Origin of the sequence: Sphingobium sp. HDIP04 (assembly GCF_000445085.1) — a bacterium.
In the GTDB taxonomy this organism is placed as follows: Bacteria; Pseudomonadota; Alphaproteobacteria; order Sphingomonadales; family Sphingomonadaceae; genus Sphingobium; species Sphingobium indicum.
In genome coordinates, this window is record NZ_ATDO01000111.1 from 15,955 (window position 1) to 34,896 (window position 18,942).

The following is an 18,942-nucleotide window of genomic DNA, read 5'->3' on the forward strand; positions in this document are numbered from 1 at the left end:
GTCCGCCCGCAGGCATACGCGATCTGGACAGAGGCGCCGAATCTGTTTAAACCAAATGACTAGCTGAATGGAACTATTGATAATGGAATACGCATATGGCCAGTGCGCGACAAGCGGAATGTTCGGCGCGGGAACCCGGAGGCTTGGGCGATGAAGCTTTTTTGGTCGTCGCGCTCTCCGTTCGCGCGCAAGGTTGTGATGGTGGCGCATGAAACCGGCCTGCATGATCGTGTCGCGCTCATCCCGTTGCCGATCCCGAGTCCCGTTCCGTGCGTCGAGCTGCATCGGGCCAATCCGATCGCCAAGCTGCCGACGTTGATCGCCGACGATGGCACGGCGATCGCTGATTCCCCGGTGATCTGCGAATATCTCGATCATCTCGGCGGCGGAAGTCTCTTCCCCGTGCCCGGCCCCGCGCGGTGGCGGGCCTTGGGGCGTCAGGCGCTGGCCGATGGTCTGATGGACCAGTTGCTGCTGTGGCGTGCCGAGTTGCGGCGCGCGGAGGCGTGCCGCTCGGCAACTCTGCTCGCGACTTTTGCGGGCCGGCTCGATGCCTCGCTTGATCGGCTTGAGGAACAGGCGGCCGGGGGGGCCTGTGGCGCCGGCTTCGATATTGGCGATCTCACCGTGGGGGTGATGCTCGCCTATCTCGATTTCCGGTTCGCCGAGCGCGGCTGGCGCGACGGCAGGCCGGCCCTCGCAAAATTCCAGGACAGCTTCGCCGCGCGCCCCTCGGCGATCGCGACCGCTTTCGCGGAGAATTAGATGACGGATCCCCGGTCGCTGTCAATCACGCCGCCGCGCAAAGCCTTGCCGGCGGGCGCGTGCGACACTCACGCCCATGTTTTCGGTCCGTTCGACCTCTTCCCGCTGCCGGAGGGACGCACCTATACGCCCCCGCTGGCGACCGCCGACATGCACGCAGAGGCACTCGCCCGGCTGGGCTTCGACCGCGCCGTGATCATTCAGGCCTCGGCCTATGGCTCCGACAATCGCTGCACGCTGGAGGCCGTCGCCCGTGATCCCGTGGCGCGGCGCGGCGTCGGCGTCGCGGACGAGAGCTTCGACGAAGCGCAGCTTGCGGCGCTCCGGGCGGGCGGCATCCGCGGGCTGCGCTTCACCGAGATCATCGGCAAGGATAGCGGCAAGCGCCTCGCCGGCGCCAGCGGCTTCGACACGCTGCGCGCCATCGCCCCCCGGATGCGCGCCGTGGGCCTGCACGCGCAGCTGTTCGCGCCGTTCGACCTGCTGATGGATTGGATCGACGACCTGCTGGCGTTGGACGTGCCGCTGGTGCTGGATCATCTGGCGCGGGTCGGGCCGTCGGACCGGACGGTCGACGATCCCCGGTTCCAGCGCCTGCTCGGGCTGCTGCGCGAGGGGCGGGTCTGGGTGAAGCTGATGGTTTTCCGCAACAGCCGCGCGCCAGAGACCGGCTATGCGGATGTCCGGCCCTTCCATGAGGCGATGACGCATGCGAACCCGGGCCGGCTCGTCTGGGGCACCGACTGGCCGCTGCTCAACGTGGCGCCGCCGCCGGACCCAGGCGCGCTGCTCGATCTGCTCGACGCGTGGATCGAAGGCGACGCGGTGCTGCGGCGGCGCATCCTGGTCGACAATCCGGAGCGGCTCTACGGCTTTCCGGCCCAGGCCTAAAATATTTGCAGAAACAATAGGGTGGATGTGATGGCGAAGCGTAGTGGGCGGTTCCATTGGGCGCGGAAAGGGGCAGTCGCGGCAATCCTGCTCCTCGGCACGGCCGCCCTTGCGTTCCAGGGCGAGGGGCGACCTGTCGACGACGCGCGATTGCGCGCGGTGGATCGCGGGTCGGGCGAGTGGATCGTCCCCGCCGCCGGTTACAGCGAGCAGCGTTTCAGCCCGCACGCGCAGATCAATGTCGATACCGTCAAGCGGCTGGGCCTCGCCTGGTACGCCGACCTCGGCACTGACCGTGGCGTGGAGGCGACGCCGATCGTCGTCGACCGCATACTCTACAACATCACGCCTTGGAACGTGACCACCGCCTATGACGCGGTCACCGGCAGGGAGCTCTGGCGCTATGATCCCCAGGTGCCGCGCCGCTTTGGCGGCTTCGCTTGCTGCGATATCGTTTCCCGGGGCGTCGCGGCGTGGAAGGGTAAGATCTTTATCGCCACCCTCGACGGCCGGCTGATCGCGCTCGACGCCAGGACCGGCAAGCCCATGTGGAGCCAGCAGACGCTCGATCCAGGTTGGGCCTATACGATCACGGGCGCGCCGCGCGTCTATGACGGCAAGGTCATCATCGGCAACGCCGGCGCCGAGGCGGCCGCGCCCGGTTATGTCTCCGCTTATGACGCCGAAACCGGCAGGAAGCTCTGGCGCTTCAACATCGTCCCCGGCGATCCCGCCAAGGGCTACAAAAGCAAGGCCGAGGCGATGGCCGCCAAGACCTGGAAGGGCGAATGGTGGAAGCAGGGTGGCGGCGGCACCGCATGGGACAGCTTCGCCTACGATCCTGAAGCGCGGCTGGTCTATATCGGCACCGGCAATGGCGGCCCCTGGGCGCAAGCGGTGCGTAGCCCGGGCGGCGGCGACAATCTCTTCCTGTCCTCGATCGTCGCGGTGAACGTCGATACCGGCGCCTATGTCTGGCACTATCAGGAAACGCCGGGCGACGAATGGGACTATACCGCGACCCAGTCGATCATCCTCGCGGACATGAAGTTCGGCGGGCGGAACCGCAAGGTGCTGCTGCACGCGCCGAAGAACGGCTTCTTCTACGTGCTCGACCGCCGCACCGGAGAGCTGCTTTCGGCCGAGCCCTATGTGCCCGGCATTACCTGGGCCAAGGGCATCGACAGGAAAACCGGCCGCCCGATCGTGAATCCCGAGGCGCGCTACGGCGAGACGCCGGTGCTGGTATCGCCGAGCGCGGGCGGCGGGCATAACTGGAACCCGATGGCCTATAGTCCGAAGACGGGCCTAGCCTATTTCCCGGTGCTCCAGAGCGCGATGACATATGCGTTCGATCCGAAGTTCAAGGTTCAGCCCGGTGAGATGCACCAGCTTGGCATCGCCTCCACGGGTCATGAGGAACTGCGCAAGCGCCACGCCGCCGAGATCGCGGCGATGACGAAGGTCTGGCTCACCGCCTGGGATCCGGTGAAGCAGAAGGAAGTCTGGCGCGTGCCGTACGCGCGCCGCGGCAGCGGTGGCGCGCTGGTGACAGGCGGAAACCTGGTCTTCCAGGGGACGATCGACGCCAATTTCGCTGCCTATCGGGCAGACACCGGCGCGAAGCTTTGGGAGATGCCGGTCCGGCAGGTGCCGATCGCCGGCGCGATGAGCTATTTCATCGATGACGTGCAATATGTCGCTGTCAACGCCGGCTGGGGCGGCGGCCTCGCCCATGGCCCGAACAGCAACGACTCAGGGATGCGGCTGTCGACCGCCCGGCTGCTGGTGTTCCGACTGGACGGCAAGGCGACGCTGCCGCCGCTCCCGGTCGCGACCGCCGCCACGGTCGCGCCGCCGCCGCCCGACAGCGCGCCGGCGGCGCAGGTCGATCGGGGCCGCGCGCTCTACGCCACCAATTGCTCCGGCTGCCATGGCGACGAGGCGCGGGGCGGCATCAAGGATCTGCGCAAGCTGACGCCAGAGACGCGCGCGCAATTCTACGACATCGTGCTGGGCGGCATCCGCGCCGATAACGGAATGGTGAGCTTCGCCGATAAGCTTTCCCGCGCCGACGCCGAGGCGATCCACGCCTATCTTGTCCATCGCGCCAATCAGGATTGGGACGGCCATGAGGTGAAATGACACCCGGGGCAGAGGAATCAGCATGCGGAGGGTTGATATAGTGCATTAAACCATACTAACGACTCAAATATGCTGACTCGGAAGGACGTTTCGCCCATGACTGATTCCACACCGCTCTCGGACTTCCGCCCGGTGCGGAGCGCCCTGATGACTGGGGCGCTGGACGACCTCGCCTCGGTCGGGCTGGCCGGCAGCCGCTGCCGGGCCTGTGGAGAGACGACCCTCGGCGCCAACACGCTCTGTCCGAATTGCGGCAGCGACGATGTCTTCCCGATCGCGCTCTCCGGCGAGGGCAAGGTGTGGACCTACACGGTGGTGCGCTATCGCCCGCCGGGCGATTACAAGGGCGCGGAACCGTTCCAGCCCTTCGCCATCGGGCTGGTCGAACTGCCCGAAGGGCTGCGCGTCGTGGCGCCCGTGGGCGGCGATCCGGATGCTGTGCGCATCGGCATGACGGTGCGGTTCACGGCCCGGGCGCGCGCCGATGGCGTCGTCGATTTCGTCTACAATCCTGCCGCCTAAGGAGTTCCCATGAAGGACGTGGTTATCATCGGCGCGGGCATTCATGCGTTCGGCCGTTTCGACAAGACGGCTGAGGAGATCGGCTCCCACGCGGCGCGCATGGCGCTGGCGGATGCGGGGCTGGCCTGGTCGGACATCCAGGCTTCCTATCTTTCGCGCATGTACCTGCCGGCGACATCCGGCGCGCGCATTCTGCGCAAGCTGGGTGGCACGGACATGCCGATCGTCGATATCGAGGCAGCCTGCGCCAGCGGCGGCGCGGCGCTTCGCCAGGGCGTGCTGGCGATCCGGTCCGGCGAGTGCGACGTGGTGATGGTGCTGGGCGCGGAGAAGATGCCGCGCGGCTTCATGGATCCGCGCATGATCTACGCCGACTGGCAGATCGAGATGGGGCTATCGCTGAACCCGTCCTACTGGTCGATGCGCGCGATGCGCCACATGCACGAATATGGCACCACCGACCTGCAGATCGCCAAGATCGCCTACAAGAACCACCGGAACAGCGTCCACAATCCCAACGCGATGTATCGCAAGGAATTCAGCCTGGAGGAAATCCTTGGCTCGCCGCTCGTATGCGATCCGATCCGCCGGCTGGAAATCTGCGCGCCGGACGATGGCGCCGCGGCGGTCGTGATCGCGTCCGCGGATTATGCCCGCAAGATCGGCGCGCGCGCGCCGATCACCATCGCCGGCAGCGTCCACACTATCGCGCGCTATTCGGCCGATTTCCGCTGCCCCGCCGACAGCATGAGCGCCACCGCCAATAATGAGGGCCCGACCGAGGTGACCGCCCGCAAGGCCTATGAGCAGGCCGGGCTTGGCGCGGAGGACGTCGATTGCTTCGAGGTGCAGGATACCGACGCCTTTTGCGAGCTGGAGATATATGAGGAGCTGCAGATGTGCCCGGTCGGCGAGGGCGGGCGCCTGATCGACGAGGGCGTCACCGAGATCACCGGCAAGCATCCGGTGAACATGAGCGGCGGCCTCATCAGCAAGGGCGAGCCGGTCGGCGCATCGCATCTCGGCCAGGTGGTGGAGATCGTCTCCCAACTGCGCGGCGAATCCGGCGCGCGGCAGGTGGAAGGCGCCAGGGTCGGCCTCGCCCATGTGCTGGGTGCGGGCGGCAATTGCGCCATCACCATCCTGCGGAAGTGACTATGGCCGAGGCGGCCTCCCCTATCCTGTTCGAGCGTCGGGGGGCAGTCGGCTGGCTGACGCTCGACCGTCCGGCCCGGCGCAACGCGATCGACGCGGCGACCCACCTTGCGTTGCGCGAGGCGCTGACGGCGGTCGAGGCGGACCGGGCTATGCGCGCGCTGGTGATCACCGGCGCGGGTGGGGCGTTCTGCAGCGGTCAGGATCTGGCCGAACGCCGCGACATGGTCGCGGAGGGAGAGGTGGATCTCCAGGCCTCGCTGGTCGAGAATTACAGCCCGCTGATCCGCCGGCTGATCGCGCTGCCGATGCCGGTGATAGCCGCGGTCGGCGGCGTGGCGGCAGGGGCGGGCGTGGGGCTGGTGCTTGCGGCGGATATCGTGCTCGCCGGCGCTTCGGCGCGCTTCCAGCTGCCATTCGTCAAGGTCGGTCTCGGCCCCGATTGCGGGCTGAGCTGGACATTGGCGCGGCAGGTCGGGCTCAATCGGGCACTGGCGCTGCTGCTCACCGGCGACGCCTTTGACGCGGACGAGGCGTTCGCCTGGGGACTGGTGTCCCGCGTCTGCCCGGACGAGGCGCTCGCCGCCGAGGCGGAGGCGCTGGCGGCGCGGCTGGCCACAGGCCCGCGCGCTGCGATAGCCGCGATCAAGCGCCGCGTGCGCGAGGCGGCTGACCAGACGCTCGACGAGGCGCTCGCCGCCGAAGCGATCATGCAGGGCGGGCTGGGTCTCGATCCCGATTATCGGGAGGCGGTCACCGCCTTCACATCGAAACGCGAACCCCGGTTCCGCTGATAACCGCTCCGGAGAACGACATGGCCTTCGCCAGCGAGGTTGCCTCCTTTTCCATTCGCGAAGGCATCGGCGAGTGTGTGGTCGATGCGCCGCCGGTCAACGCGCTCGGACGCGACGTGCGACAGGCGCTGCTGGACGCCGTCGCCGAGGCGGCCGCCGATCCCGTCGTGGAGGCGCTGGTGATCCGCTGCGCCGGCCGCACCTTTTTCGCGGGCGCCGATATCCGTGAGTTCGGCAAGCCGCCGCTTTCGCCCAGCCTGCCGGAGGTGGTCGCCGCGATCGAGGACAGCGCCAAGCCCGTTATCGCCGCGATCCACGGTACGGCGCTTGGCGGCGGGCTGGAGGTGGCGCTCGGCGCACATCGGCGGATTGCGGTTTCCTCCGCCCGATTTGGGCTGCCCGAAGTCAAGCTTGGCCTGTTGCCGGGGGCGGGGGGCACGCAGCGCCTGCCGCGTCTGGTCGGCGTGGGGAAAGCGCTGGCGATGATCGTCGGCGGCGATCCGATCAGTGCCGAAGAAGCGTTGGAAGCGGGTCTGCTCGACCGCAAGGTCGCCGACGGAACGCTGATCGAGGCGGCGCGGCAGTTCGCGCGCGAGGCCGCCGGCGAAGGCGCGCCGGTCCGCACGCGGGATCTTCCAGTGGCCGATCCCGACCGCGTCGACACCGTCTTAGACGAATATGGGAACGCCAATCCGCGGCGCTTCGGCGGTCAGGACGCGCCCGCCGCTTGCGTCGAGGTGATCCGAAAGGGCCTGCGCGTGCCTTTCGACGAGGCGCTGGCGCTGGAACGCGCGGCCTTCACGCGGCTGCGCGACGGCGCGCAGTCCGCCGCGCTCCGCCATGTCTTCTTCGCCGAGCGGGAGGTATCCAAGGTCGCGGGAATCGACGCCGACACGCCGCGCCTTCCGATCGATCGGGCCGGCGTGATCGGCGCGGGGACGATGGGCAGGGGCATCGCCATGGCCCTGCTCGCCGCCGGTCTGCCGGTGGTGCTGGTGGAGCAGCGGCGGGAAGCGCTCGACGCCGGTCTGGGGGCGGTGCGCGACCTGATCGCGCGCGCGGTGAAGGGCGGCCGCATGGACCGGGCGTCGGCGGACGCGGCCAGCGCCCGGCTTACCGGATCGCTCTCCTACGATGATCTCGCCGAGGTCGATCTGGTGATCGAGGCCGCATTCGAAACGATGGAGGTCAAGCAGGCCATCTTCCGCGCGCTTGACGGCGTCGCGAAGCCGACGGCGATCCTCGCGACGAACACCTCCTATCTCGATGTTGACGCGATCGCCGCTTGCACATCCCGGCCAGAGCAGGTGCTCGGTCTGCATTTCTTCTCGCCCGCCAACATCATGAAGCTGCTGGAGATCGTTCGCGGAGCGCGGACCTCGCCGCAGGTGCTCGCGACCGCGCTTGATCTGGCCAAGCGGCTCGGCAAGATCGCGGTCGTCGCCGGCAATGCCCATGGCTTCATCGGCAACCGCATGCTGATGGCGCGCCGCCTCGCTGCCGAGGCGATGGCGCTGGAGGGGGCGAGTCCCTACGCGATCGATCGTGTGCTGGTGGCGTTTGGCATGCCGATGGGGCCGTTTCGGATCGGTGACCTTGCCGGCCTCGACCTAGGCTGGACGCCCGAGACCTCCACCGGCTCGACCATCCGCGAACGGCTGAACGAACGCGGCCGGCGCGGGCAGAAGGTTGGCGCCGGTTTCTACGATTATGACGACAAGGGCCGGGCCACGCCCTCGCCCGAAGTGGAGCGGATCATTGCCGAACTCGCCGCCGACAAAGGTATCCCGCAGCGCGACTGGAGCGATGAGGCGATACTCGCCGGCCTGCTCGATCCGATGATCGAGGAAGGCCGCCGGATCGTGGCCGAGGGTATCGCTCAGCGCGCCTCCGACGTCGATATGGTGTGGGTGCATGGCTATGGCTGGCCGCGCTGGCGTGGCGGGCCGCTCTATTACGCCGACCATCGGGGAGAGGCCGGATGACGCACGCTATATCTGTGATGCGATCCGGCCTCTCCCTGATGGTCGGCTGAACGGCGCAAGCGTCGGTCAGGGCATCGCCTTGCTGCTCAGAACGGGTCTGACGGATCGTCAACCGAAGCGGCCTTGGAGCGCCAGCGCGACGAACTCGTCGACATAATAAAGCTGGTGCGCATGGAAGAAGTGGAGCCGCGCGCCTACCTTGGCGTGGATCGCCCGGCTGGCCGCCTCGAACGCTGGCCAGTCGGTCCACCACAATTGGGCATAGCCGTCCCAGGGCAGATCGGGCAGGCGAGGCCCCGCGCGCATGTTCAGCACATAACCGGTGAGTCCCGGCTGATTGGCCGCTTCCTTGGCGTGGACGGTCCGCCACTCCCGGAAGAACTGGTCCTCGGTCGTGCCGGGATTCCGTCCGACCAGCCCGATGCGCTTGGCGTTGCCTGGTTTGGGGTTGGGAATCCGGACGGGCACTTCCCGCGTGAACAACCCCATCGGATCGCCCGCCGCAAAGCGCGGCAGGTCGTCCGCCAGCGCGCCGATCAGCTTCTCGTCCCCAGCGCCAAAGGCATGGGTGTACGCCGCCTCGTCCGCGAACCACATTTCGATGATGCCGTCATGCGGGGCATCCGGCGATCGCTCGCGGATCACCCGGTTGAAGGTGAGACCGCGCAGACCCTTCAGTCCGAGCAGAAGCGGCGCGCGTTCCTTCTCCCAATGGGCGAGGAAGGCGTCCGGCGTCATTCCGGGCGCGCGCCGGAGGAATTCCGTGCATTTGAACAGACGGCCATCGGGCACGGCGGCCAGGAGGCGGCCGGGCAAGGCGCCCGCCAGTCCCGTCGCCAGCGCGCCGCCGATCAGCGTCCGACGCTCCATCCCATGCCGCATGCTGTTCACGCCCACTCCTCAGCCGCCCATTTCCCGACATTTACACTAATGACCTAATTTATTAGCTTATCAAAAGCATCCTGGCTAGATGCCCTCTGACCCTTGGGCAGCGTGGACAAATTCGAGTATCGCCCCGGCTAAGTGATTTAAACGGAGAGCGGACCTCTTTAATCCTCCCCATCGGGAGATGGGGAGGGGGACCGGCCGAAGGCTGGTGGAGGGGAAGGGGCACGACCTTCCGATTTTCCCCTCCACCACCGCTTTCAGCGGCGATCCCCCTCCCCACGCTGCGCGCAGGGAGGAATTGACGCTCGCCATTGGCCATTCGCCGATATTCCGAATTTGTCCACACGGCTTAGGAGTGTTCCAGGGATTGGAAGCTTGCGCGGGCGAGATGTTCTTGCGCTTGGCGCCTGCGCCGCCATCCCGACTTCGATGCTCTCCGCCGCCGCTGCGGCACCCACCTATATGAGCGGCATTATATGTTCGTGACGCAGGCATGTCTTCGTGCCGCCCAGGCGCCGCAGGCTGAAGATCATGACGCTGATCTCGCGCCGCCCCGCGTGACGCGTGAGGATTTCGTGTAGCTGCGCTATGGTCCACCATGTTTTCGTCCCTCTGCCCATCTGACTGGTGGGTCGACTCGCTGGAGAATGATTGACCAGCTCATAAAGTATGATAGACTGACCTATAGAAAATAAAAACGGAAACACAGAGAGGGCTCTTAATGCGGTATCGCCTTTTGACTGCGTCGGTGTCCGCCATCGGCATCGCGTCCTTCCTCGCTGCCGCGGCGGGCGCGCAGACCGCGCCTGCGACCGCCGCGGCGCAGGATGCCGCCCCTGACAATGCACAGGACATCAACGCAGAGGACATCAACGCGCAGGACATCGTGGTCACTGGCTCGCGCGTTGCGTTGAGCGGGTTCCAGGCCCCGTCGCCGACCGCCGTGGTCGGCTCCGAGGTGATCGATCGCCGCGCGGCCACCACGGTGATGTCCGTGCTGAACCTCAACCCGGCCTTTAAGCCGACGCGCAGCCCCGGCGCCAACGCGACCAATACCGGCAGCCCGGCCCAGGCGACGGCCGACCTGCGCTCCCTGGGCGGACAACGCACGCTGGTGTTGGTGAATGGCAGTCGCATGGTGCCGTCATCGCCCGCCAGCAAGCTAGGCGTGCCCGTCACGGTGGACCTCAACCTGATCCCCACGCTGATGGTCGATCGGGTGGAGACGGTGACGGGCGGCGCATCCGCCCAATATGGTTCCGACGCCGTGTCCGGCGTCGTGAACGTCATCCTGAAGAAACACTTCACCGGGCTCGAGGCGCGCGCCCAGGCGGGCATATCCGAGGAAGGCGACTATGCGACGCAGCGCCTGGGTTTCATCGCGGGCACCAGCTTCGCGCAGGATCGCGGCCATGTCGTCGTGAGCGCGGACTATGAGCGCAACAGCGGCGTCGGCGACATGTACACGCGTGACTGGGGCCGCAAGGAATATCAAATCTATAGCAACTCCGCCTACAGGACGAACGGTCAGCCGGCGCTGATCCTGACGCAGGGGGTGCACAATAATCTGGGCGCGGGCGGCAGGATCACCGGCCCGGCCGGCTTCTCGCTGAACAAATACACCTTCAATTCCGATGGCAGCGTGCGACCGTTCGATTCCGGCATCCTGTCAAACGGGACGACGCAGATCGGCGGTGAAGGACAGTCGATCGCGCGCGGCACCAGTCTCGTGCCCGCGCTGCGCCGTTTCACCACCTACGCGCACGCCGAATATGAGTTCGGACCCGCCCTTACCGCCTATGTGGAGGGCGGCTATTCGCGGTCGAAGGGCATATTGAGCGGGCTGCCGCCGCGCTACACCTCCGTGACCATCAAGGACGACAATGCGTATCTGTCGCCGGCCGTGAAGGCGGCGATGGCGAAGGACGGGATCACCAGCTTCACCATGTCGCGGATCGGCTATGATTTCGGCAATGTGAAGACCGAGGCGGTGAACGCGACGCGGCACGTGGAGGTTGGCGGCAAGGGCGAGCTTGGCGGTTCCTGGCACTGGGACGCCCATTATTCCTACGGCCGGAACAATTATGACGGCTATAGCTTCAACAACACCATCAGCGCCAACGTGCCCCTTGCCGCGGACGCGGTCTTCAACAGCGCGGGCAAGATCGTCTGCCGTTCGACGCGCGACGTGAATCCCAACAATGGCTGCGTGCCGCTGAACCTGTTTGGTGCAGGTTCTCCATCCGCCGCCGCCATCAACTATGTCAACGGCACCGGCCATACGACAGTCAAATATATCCAGCACAGCGCGGCGGCGAACCTGCGGGGCAATCTGTTCTCGACCTGGGCGGGGCCAGTCTCGGCCGCGGTCGGCATCGAATATCGGCGCGAAAGCGAGAATGTCGGCGCCGATCCGATCGCGGCGGCGAACGGCTTTTCGTCCACGGGCAACGCCGTCCCTTATCGCGGCAGCTTCGACGTCAAGGAAGCCTATGTCGAGGCGATCGTGCCGCTGGCGAAGGACAAGCCCTTCCTGCGTTCGCTGAACATCAACGGCGCGGCTCGCTTCGCCCATTACAGCACGGTGGGCGATCAGGTGACCTGGAAGGTCGGCGGCGTGTGGGAGCCGGTGGACGGCCTGCGCCTGCGCGTCACGCGGTCGCGCGACATCCGCGCGCCGGCCATCTGGGAACTCGCCAGCCCCGGTAACTTCGTGACCAACACGATCACCGTGAACGGCATCACCAAGATCATTCCGCAGAATGTTTCGGCCGGGAACCCCGACCTGAAGGCCGAGAAGGCGGATACCTTCACCGCTGGCGTGGTCATAGAGCCGGGCGGATTCCTGCGCGGGCTGCGCGCGTCGGTCGACTATTACGACATCAATCTGAAGGGTGCGATCACCAACTTGTCCGGCCTCAACGTCGCGTCGCTCTGCACGCTTGGGCAGCAGGAATTCTGCGGCCTGTTCACGTTCGATGCAGCCGGCAATCCCACCAGCCTCACGGCGCCGGCCCTCAACGTGGGCTCGTTCCGGAACAAGGGCCTGGATATGACGCTGAGCTATGGTTTTCCGCTGGGGGAAGGCCGGGTGAGCATCGCGGCGAGCGGCACCTATGTCTTCAACGCGCTGGTCGATCCGGGCACCGGCGCCGGCGCGATCGAGCGCGTGGGCGAGATGGGCCAGGCCAATCTCGGCGCGATGCCGCGCTTCCGCGGCAACATGGCCCTCACCTATACGCGCGGGCCGTTCTCGATCACGCCGCAGTTAAACTTCATCTCGGCAGGCAAGCAGGACAATATCTACAACACCACGCCCGCGCTGACGATCAACAACAACCATGTGCCGGCGTTCGCCTATCTCGACCTGGCCGGCTCGATCGACGCGACGCAGCAGTTCCGGTTCTTCTGGTCGATCGAGAACCTGCTGGACAAGGATCCGGCGCCGACGCCCTACGCGGTGCTGAACGTGCCGACCAACGGCATCTGGTACGATAAGGTCGGGCGGCGCTTCATGGCGGGCGTGCGCGTGCGGCTGTGAGCATCCAGGCAGGAGGAACGGCGATGTCGGAGCAACCCGCGAACACGCGTCCCGGTCCCGTGATCGGGCGGCGCGAACTGCTTGTGGCGGGAGTCGCGGCGCTGACCGTGCCGGCGATGGCGCGCGCGCAATATACGCGCATGCCGCCCGGCATCGCCAAGTCCCTGACCCTGCTGATTCGCAAGCCGGGCGCCACGCATGAGGAGTTCATGCGCTATTGGCTGGGGGTGCACGCGCCGATGGCGCTCAAGATTCCGGGCATGCGGGGCATGGTCTGCAACGAGGTGCTGGGTCCCAGCCGGGGGCGGAACGACATACCCGGCGGCACGCCGATCCTGATCGACGGGGTCGCGGAATCCTGGAAGCTGGAGAGCAACTCGCCCAGCAATCCCGACGCCCCGCCAGAGGCGCGCGCCTGGTATAGCGACGGGCCGTTGTTCGTCGGCGAGATCCAGGGCTATCGCGTCACCGAGAATGTGATGGTGCCGGTGAAGCGCGGCGGCAAGGGGCTGTTCTCGCTGCTCCAGCGCAAGCCGGGCGCGACCCACGCGGCTTTTGTCGATCACTGGCTCCGCGTGCATGGCGCGATGGCGAGCAAGGTGCCGGAAGTCGCGGGCCTGATCCTGAACGAGGTCGTGGCGCCGGCAAAGCGGAGCGACATCCCGCCCTTTAGCCACGCGCTTGGCGAGGTGGATGGCATTGCCCAGTCCTGGCACAAGGATCAGAGCTACCGGGGCGTAACCTCGCCCGAGGCCAAGGCCTGGTACGCCGACGGCGCGGCGAGCATCGGGTTCGCGCGCGGCTATTACACCCAGGAGCATGTGGTCATCGATCCACATCCGTAATCGATAGACCCAATAACGCATTTGCGGTGGCCGAGCGGCCAAGTCTCCGAGGAAGGCGACGAAATGACCGAACAGCCGATATTCGACGCGGAAATGCTGGCGCGCGCGCGCGCGCTGGGCGCCGCCACATTGCATGAGGCGGCCGGACGCATCGGAGCCCTGCCGTCCGCGATCAAGCCCGTCGCGCCGGACATGCGAGTGGCTGGGCCCGCTTATACGGTGGTGGTGCCGATGCTCGACAATCTGTGGATTCACCGCGCCCTCTATCGCGCCGAGCCGGGCGACGTCCTGGTGGTCTCGACCAGCGGCGGGATCGAGGGCGGCTATTGGGGCGACATATTGAACGAGGCGGCGATGGCGCGCGGCCTGGCGGGGCTGGTGATCGACGGCGGCGTACGCGACACCGCCCGCCTCGCCGAAATGGGCTTGCCGGTCTTCTCGAACGGCATATGCATCCGAGGCACGATCAAGGGTTTCGATGTGCCGCCCCGGCTCCAGCAGCCGATCGCGATCGGGCAGGTGGTGATCGCGGCCGGCGATCTGATCGTCGGGGACCGCGACGGCGTGGTCGCCATCCCCGCCGCCCAGGCGGCCAACGCCGTCGCGCGCGGCCATGCGCGGGAACTCGACGAGGCCGCTAAGATTGCGCGCATCCGTGCCGGAGAGAGGACGCTCGACATCTACGGCTTCGACGAGAAGTGATGCGCAACGCCTCACCGTGCGGCGATTGACACGGTTCTAAAAAGTCAATAAGCTGCCTTATTAGCATATGAGTCACTCACTCACTGCGCGAAAAAGAAAACACATATCCGCAGGTCGCGGTAGGGATTGGAATAGCCTCGCCTCTTCAAGGATCTTGAACGGGAGCGTCCCGGTCGCGCCGAGCGCGGCGCGTGGGCCCTATTGCGAGCGCATCCGAGAATTCCTGACCGCGCCCCCGGTAAAGGGAGCTGAGGGAGGTCATGATGGCGAGAGGTGTCGAGGCTCTTCGGAGCATGCGTCCGTGGCGGCTATTGAGCACGTCCAGTCTGGTGCCGCTGGCGGCCACCGGGAGTTTGGCGCTGGCAACGGCTGCCCAAGGCCAGGGTGCTCCAGCCCAGGACGCTCCGGCGCAGGTCGCGGCTCAGCCCACCGCGAGCGATATTGTCGTCACCGGCACGCGCATCTCCGGCTTCACCGCCCCGACGCCCGTCACCGCCATCAGCCAGGCGCAGTTGCAGGAGAAGGCGGTGCACACCGTCTCCGAGCTGTTGCAGGATATCCCCCAACTGCGCATCAACCAGAATGTCGGCAAGTCGAGCGAGCCGGTCGGCGCGAGCACCGCCGATCTGCGCGGCCTCGGCCCGCAGCGCACGCTCGTGCTGCTCGACGGCCGCCGCCTGCCGCTGACCGATCCCGCGGGCACGATCGACACCAATGTCATCCCCACCGCGCTGATCAGCAATGTCGAGATCGTCACCGGCGGCGCGTCGGCGGCCTATGGGTCGGACGCAGTGGCCGGCGTCGTCAACTTCACGCTGGAGAGGAACCTGGAGGGGTTCCGCGGCGACCTGTCCTATGCGCAGACCAAATATGACGACTTCCATCGGCCGGCGGTGTCGCTCGCCTATGGGCATGGCTTCATGGACGACCGGCTGCACGTGGAGGCCGCCTTCGACTATCTACGCAATTCGGGCCAGACCAGCCAGGCGTCGCGGCCCTGGGGTTCGCATCGCACGGCGTTGCTGACCAACCCGAACTACACGGCCACCAACGGCCAGCCGCGCCTGATCATCGCCGATAATTCCACCTTTTCGCAGATGACGCCGGGGGGCGTGCTCGGCCGTACGTAGGGGCTCGCGCTCGCCAGGCTGCTCGGTTTCCCCACCGGCACCGGCGTGCAATTCGGTCCGAACGGCCAACCTGTTCCTTTCAATTACGGCACGAACGTCGGCGGCACCTACATGACCGGCGGCGACGGCGGCAGCTTCGAGGATGGCGGCAATCTGCTGCCGATCCTGAAACGCTATACCGGCTATGGCCGGATCGATTTCGACTTGACGCAGGACATCAAGCTGTTCGGCGACTATCTCCAATCCCGCACCGAGACCCGGAGCGATCTCACCGCCAATTATGACAATGGCACGCTGACGATCAACGCGGACAACGCCTATCTCCCGGCTGCCCTGAGGTCGGCGATGGCCGCCGCCAATATGAGGAGCTTCGCCCTCGGCCGCCAGCAGCTTGAGGACGGCACGGCTTTCTTCTCCACGCGCACGACGATGCGGCGCGGCGCGATCGGCGTCGAGGGCAAGTTTGGCGGCTGGAGCTGGGATGTTTCCGGCCAGATCGGCAGCACCCATTACCGGCAGGACAGCACCAACAACCGCATCCAGACGCGCTTCTTCAACGCGGTCGACGCGGTCATCAATCCCGCCACCGGCCAGCCCGTCTGCCGCGTGACGCTGCAGAATCCGGGGAGCAGCAATCCCGACATCAGCGGGTGCGTGCCGGTCAACCTGTTCGGCGCGGGGGCGATCAACCAGGCAGCTCAGGCCTATTATCTCGGGAACAGCTGGCAATCCTCCGTGCAGCGCGAGAAGGTGTTCTACCTGAACCTGAAAGGTTCGCCCTTCACGACCTGGGCCGGCGACGTCTCACTGGCGGCGGGCGCGGAATATCGCACCGAGCAGACCGTGCTCACCTCCGACCCCGACTCCGCCGCGGCGCGCTGGCGCTCGATCAACGCCCAACCCTTTTCGGGCAAGTATAACGTCAAGGAAGTCTATGGCGAGGTGGTCGTGCCGCTGGCGCGCGACATGGCCTTCGCCAAGAATCTGGAGTTGAACGGAGCGGTGCGCTACACGGATTATTCCACCAGCGGCGGCGTGGCGACGTGGAAGGTCGGTCTGAATTACGCGCCGGTCAGCGATATCCGGTTCCGCGGCACGATCTCCCGCGATATCCGCGCGCCCAATAATTATGAACTGTTCTCCCGCGGCAATCAGGTGATCAGCCAACTCGTCGACCGGCCCAGCAATGTCTCCGGACAGGTGCTGCAGGTGACGAGCGGCAATCCCGACCTGAAACCGGAGAAGGCGGACACGCGCGCCATCGGCGCCGTGTTCCAGCCGGGCTGGCTGCCGGGCTTCCGAATGTCGGTCGATTATTATTCGATCAAGATCAAGGACGCGATCTCCACCGTGTCCGGCCAGAACATCGTCGATTTCTGCTTCAACGGCCAGACCGTCTATTGCGCCAGCGTCGTGCGGGATGCCTCGGGCAGGCTCACGCGGGTGAACGTCGTGCCGTTCAATGCGCAGTCGCAGAAGACATCGGGCATCGATTTCGAGGCGATGTACCGTTTCCCGCTCAGAACCTTCGGCGAGGGCACGATGACCTTCCGGGTGCTGGCCAATTACGTGGCCGAACTGAAGACGATCGCCAATGGCGTAACCAATGACTATGTGGGCCTCGCGGGTGTCTCGCCGCCGCCGCTCGGCGTCCCCCAGTGGCGCTTCAACGCGGAGGCACGGTATCAGATCGGGCGCGCCAAGCTGGGCGTGACCTACAGTTTCATCGACGGCGGCAAATATGACACCCGCTTCAACGTCACCACGCTCGACATCGACAACAACAATATTCCCAGCCGCGGTTATGTCGACCTCGACGCGAGCTACAAGCTGACCGGGAATTTCGATATTTATGGGCGGATCGACAATCTGTTCAATGTCGCGCCGCCGATCGCGCCGAACGCCATCGTCCAGCCGCAGATCGCGAACTCGCCCTTCTACGATACGCGCGGCATGTTCTGGACATTGGGGGTCCGTGCGCGGTTCTGAGCGGGGAGCCGCCCCGCTTCCGGGAGCTAGCGCCGCCCGGACTTGTGGGCGTCGGCAATGCGCTCGAAAGCCCGGACCTGCGCGTCCGTGTCGATCAGATGATCGAGCCCCAGTTCGCGGGCGCGCTGGAGGCGGTCGCGGCCGCGCTCGACTTGCGCCCTGTCCAGCACATTGCCCATCGCCCATAATATGTCTCGCCGGGACCGCGACATCCGGCCGAGTGCCTTGAAGGTGCGGGCGCAATGATAGCGCCGGCATATCGCGGGTGCGCGCTCGTGGATCGAACAGCCGGTTTCCGTCAGATAAACGCAATGCCCGGTCGCGGGATCGCGTTTCAGCGCCGGGACGCGCTGACCCGGATAGAGATCGCTTGCGATATATTCCCAGTCGAAATCCTCCAGCACATCGCCCGCCTCGGGGTGCAGGATCACCTGCTCGTTGAAGCAGCAGAGCGTGCAGCCGTCGCACGGTATGGCGTTGGCCGCGAACCGGGGATCGGCTGGCGGCGTCGCCCTCATGCGCCCGCCGCCCTGGCGAAAGGCGCCTCGGTGGCGGAATTGACCGCCCGCCGGGTGTCCGCGCCCTCGACCGGCGCGCCGTCGATCAAGGCGAAGCCGGTCCTCATCGTCCTGCTCGGATAGGCGTGCCATAGATGGCGAAGGGACCGGGATCCTGTCCAGCCAGCGCTGGATCGGTGCGATAGCGGAGCTTGCCCGCGACCGCCCAGGAGGTCTTCCCCAGCGCCACCGCCGAGGTCGTGCCGGTGCGGCCGCCGGGGAGCGGGGAGAGGGTCACCGTGTCGCCCTTGACGGTCATGAGCGTGATCCCGCCCTGATCGCCCGCCTCGGCGAGCAGGAAGCGGCCGGGGCCGATATGGCGCAGGCCGTCCGGACGGTCGAGCTTGCGGGGCGGGATGAGTTCGACCAGCGGGCGTGCGCTCCCATCGGCGTTCGTGCCGGTGCGGAACATGCGGCCGGACGTGACGCTGGTCACGTAGAGCTGCCCGTCGTCGTCGAAGGCGATGCCGTCGGCGCCCGCCAGGCGCGGATCGGCGATCCAGACATCGGCCTTGTCCCCGCGCACGCGGATGATCGAGCCGCGCAGCGTCTCTGCGACATAGGCGGTGCCGTCGGGCGCGACCGCGAAGTCGTTGCACAGCGACCGGGAGGCGCCAGGGGTGGGAATATTCCTGACCGGCGCGCCGCTCTTGAGGTCGAACAGGCGGATCGCCGCGGCGCGGTCGCGCGCCTCGGTCGGGTCGCCGCGTCGGCCGTTGGAGCAGACATAGAGCAGGCCATGCCTGTCATCCGCGAACACGCCCAGCACCGACACGAGTCCACTGCTGTCCGGCGCGATGAAAATGGTGGCGGCCTTGTCACCGGGCCGGGCGCGCCAGATCGTCCCATTGCCCGCGCTGCCGACGATCAGCGTGCCGTCGCGCGTCGCGGTGATGCTTTCGGGGAAGACGCGCGGCTGGGGGATTGCGATTTCGGGCGGAGGCGGGGGTGAGGGCGGGGCCGCCGCCCCAAGCAGCCCCGCCGCCACCGCCAGCCCCATCCATCGCGCCCGTCGCATGCCTCGTTCCTTGTC

15 protein-coding genes are annotated in these 18,942 nt (G+C 66.6%); 12 read left to right on the top strand and 3 right to left on the bottom strand.

The genetic code is table 11. The features are described from left to right. Positions 1–150 precede the first annotated feature (150 nt). The 7 genes from L286_RS39855 to L286_RS49615 all read left to right on the top strand — a co-directional run bounded on the left by L286_RS39855 (position 151) and on the right by L286_RS49615 (position 8,257). On the top strand, positions 151–765 hold the full coding sequence (locus L286_RS39855) for a glutathione S-transferase family protein (protein ID WP_025160745.1): 615 nt from the start codon (positions 151–153) through the stop codon (positions 763–765). Beyond that, positions 766–1,656, top strand: coding sequence for an amidohydrolase family protein (locus tag L286_RS39860; protein WP_020819004.1), 891 nt, complete (start codon positions 766–768; stop codon positions 1,654–1,656). 30 nt (positions 1,657–1,686) lie between these two features. Next, positions 1,687–3,801 carry a PQQ-dependent dehydrogenase, methanol/ethanol family gene (locus L286_RS39865; protein WP_020819005.1) on the top strand — a complete coding sequence of 705 codons (2,115 nt, stop codon included), beginning with the start codon at positions 1,687–1,689 and terminating at the stop codon, positions 3,799–3,801. Between the two features lie 96 nt (positions 3,802–3,897). Continuing rightward, on the top strand, positions 3,898–4,323 hold the full coding sequence (locus tag L286_RS39870) for a Zn-ribbon domain-containing OB-fold protein (RefSeq protein ID WP_020819006.1): 426 nt from the start codon (positions 3,898–3,900) through the stop codon (positions 4,321–4,323). 9 nt (positions 4,324–4,332) lie between these two features. After that, complete coding sequence (locus L286_RS39875) at positions 4,333–5,478, top strand: thiolase family protein (protein WP_007686828.1); 1,146 nt, start codon at positions 4,333–4,335, stop codon at positions 5,476–5,478. A gap of 2 nt (positions 5,479–5,480) precedes the next feature. Beyond that, a complete protein-coding gene (locus L286_RS39880; RefSeq protein ID WP_020819008.1) occupies positions 5,481–6,272 on the top strand; it encodes an enoyl-CoA hydratase-related protein in 792 nt (263 codons plus the stop codon). Positions 6,273–6,292: 20 nt separating this feature from the next. Beyond that, positions 6,293–8,257 (top strand): 3-hydroxyacyl-CoA dehydrogenase NAD-binding domain-containing protein, encoded by a 1,965-nt coding sequence (locus tag L286_RS49615; RefSeq protein WP_020819009.1) that lies wholly within the window; start codon positions 6,293–6,295, stop codon positions 8,255–8,257. 108 nt (positions 8,258–8,365) lie between these two features. Here the strand turns inward: L286_RS49615 and L286_RS39890 are convergent, their stop codons facing one another. Continuing rightward, positions 8,366–9,139, bottom strand: a complete 774-nt coding sequence (locus L286_RS39890; protein WP_235181754.1) for an EthD family reductase — start codon at positions 9,137–9,139, stop codon at positions 8,366–8,368. 727 nt (positions 9,140–9,866) lie between these two features. Between L286_RS39890 and L286_RS39895 the strand changes: the two genes are divergently transcribed. The 5 genes from L286_RS39895 to L286_RS39910 all read left to right on the top strand — a co-directional run bounded on the left by L286_RS39895 (position 9,867) and on the right by L286_RS39910 (position 17,352). Next, positions 9,867–12,686 (top strand): TonB-dependent receptor domain-containing protein, encoded by a 2,820-nt coding sequence (locus L286_RS39895; RefSeq protein ID WP_025160747.1) that lies wholly within the window; start codon positions 9,867–9,869, stop codon positions 12,684–12,686. A gap of 23 nt (positions 12,687–12,709) precedes the next feature. Further along, positions 12,710–13,531, top strand: coding sequence for an EthD domain-containing protein (locus L286_RS39900; RefSeq protein ID WP_020819013.1), 822 nt, complete (start codon positions 12,710–12,712; stop codon positions 13,529–13,531). A 63-nt stretch (positions 13,532–13,594) separates the two neighbouring features. Further along, entirely contained in the window at positions 13,595–14,233 is a 639-nt protein-coding gene (locus L286_RS39905; protein WP_020819014.1) for a 4-carboxy-4-hydroxy-2-oxoadipate aldolase/oxaloacetate decarboxylase, read from the top strand. 311 nt (positions 14,234–14,544) lie between these two features. Then, on the top strand, positions 14,545–15,363 hold the full coding sequence (locus L286_RS49360) for a TonB-dependent receptor plug domain-containing protein (protein ID WP_238559320.1): 819 nt from the start codon (positions 14,545–14,547) through the stop codon (positions 15,361–15,363). Positions 15,364–15,408: 45 nt separating this feature from the next. Further along, complete coding sequence (locus L286_RS39910; protein ID WP_021223689.1) at positions 15,409–17,352, top strand: TonB-dependent receptor domain-containing protein; 1,944 nt, start codon at positions 15,409–15,411, stop codon at positions 17,350–17,352. A gap of 26 nt (positions 17,353–17,378) precedes the next feature. Here the strand turns inward: L286_RS39910 and L286_RS39915 are convergent, their stop codons facing one another. Continuing rightward, a complete protein-coding gene (locus tag L286_RS39915; RefSeq protein ID WP_020819016.1) occupies positions 17,379–17,870 on the bottom strand; it encodes a YkgJ family cysteine cluster protein in 492 nt (163 codons plus the stop codon). A 103-nt stretch (positions 17,871–17,973) separates the two neighbouring features. Further along, positions 17,974–18,927 (bottom strand): SMP-30/gluconolactonase/LRE family protein, encoded by a 954-nt coding sequence (locus L286_RS39920; protein ID WP_025160748.1) that lies wholly within the window; start codon positions 18,925–18,927, stop codon positions 17,974–17,976. Positions 18,928–18,942 lie beyond the last annotated feature (15 nt).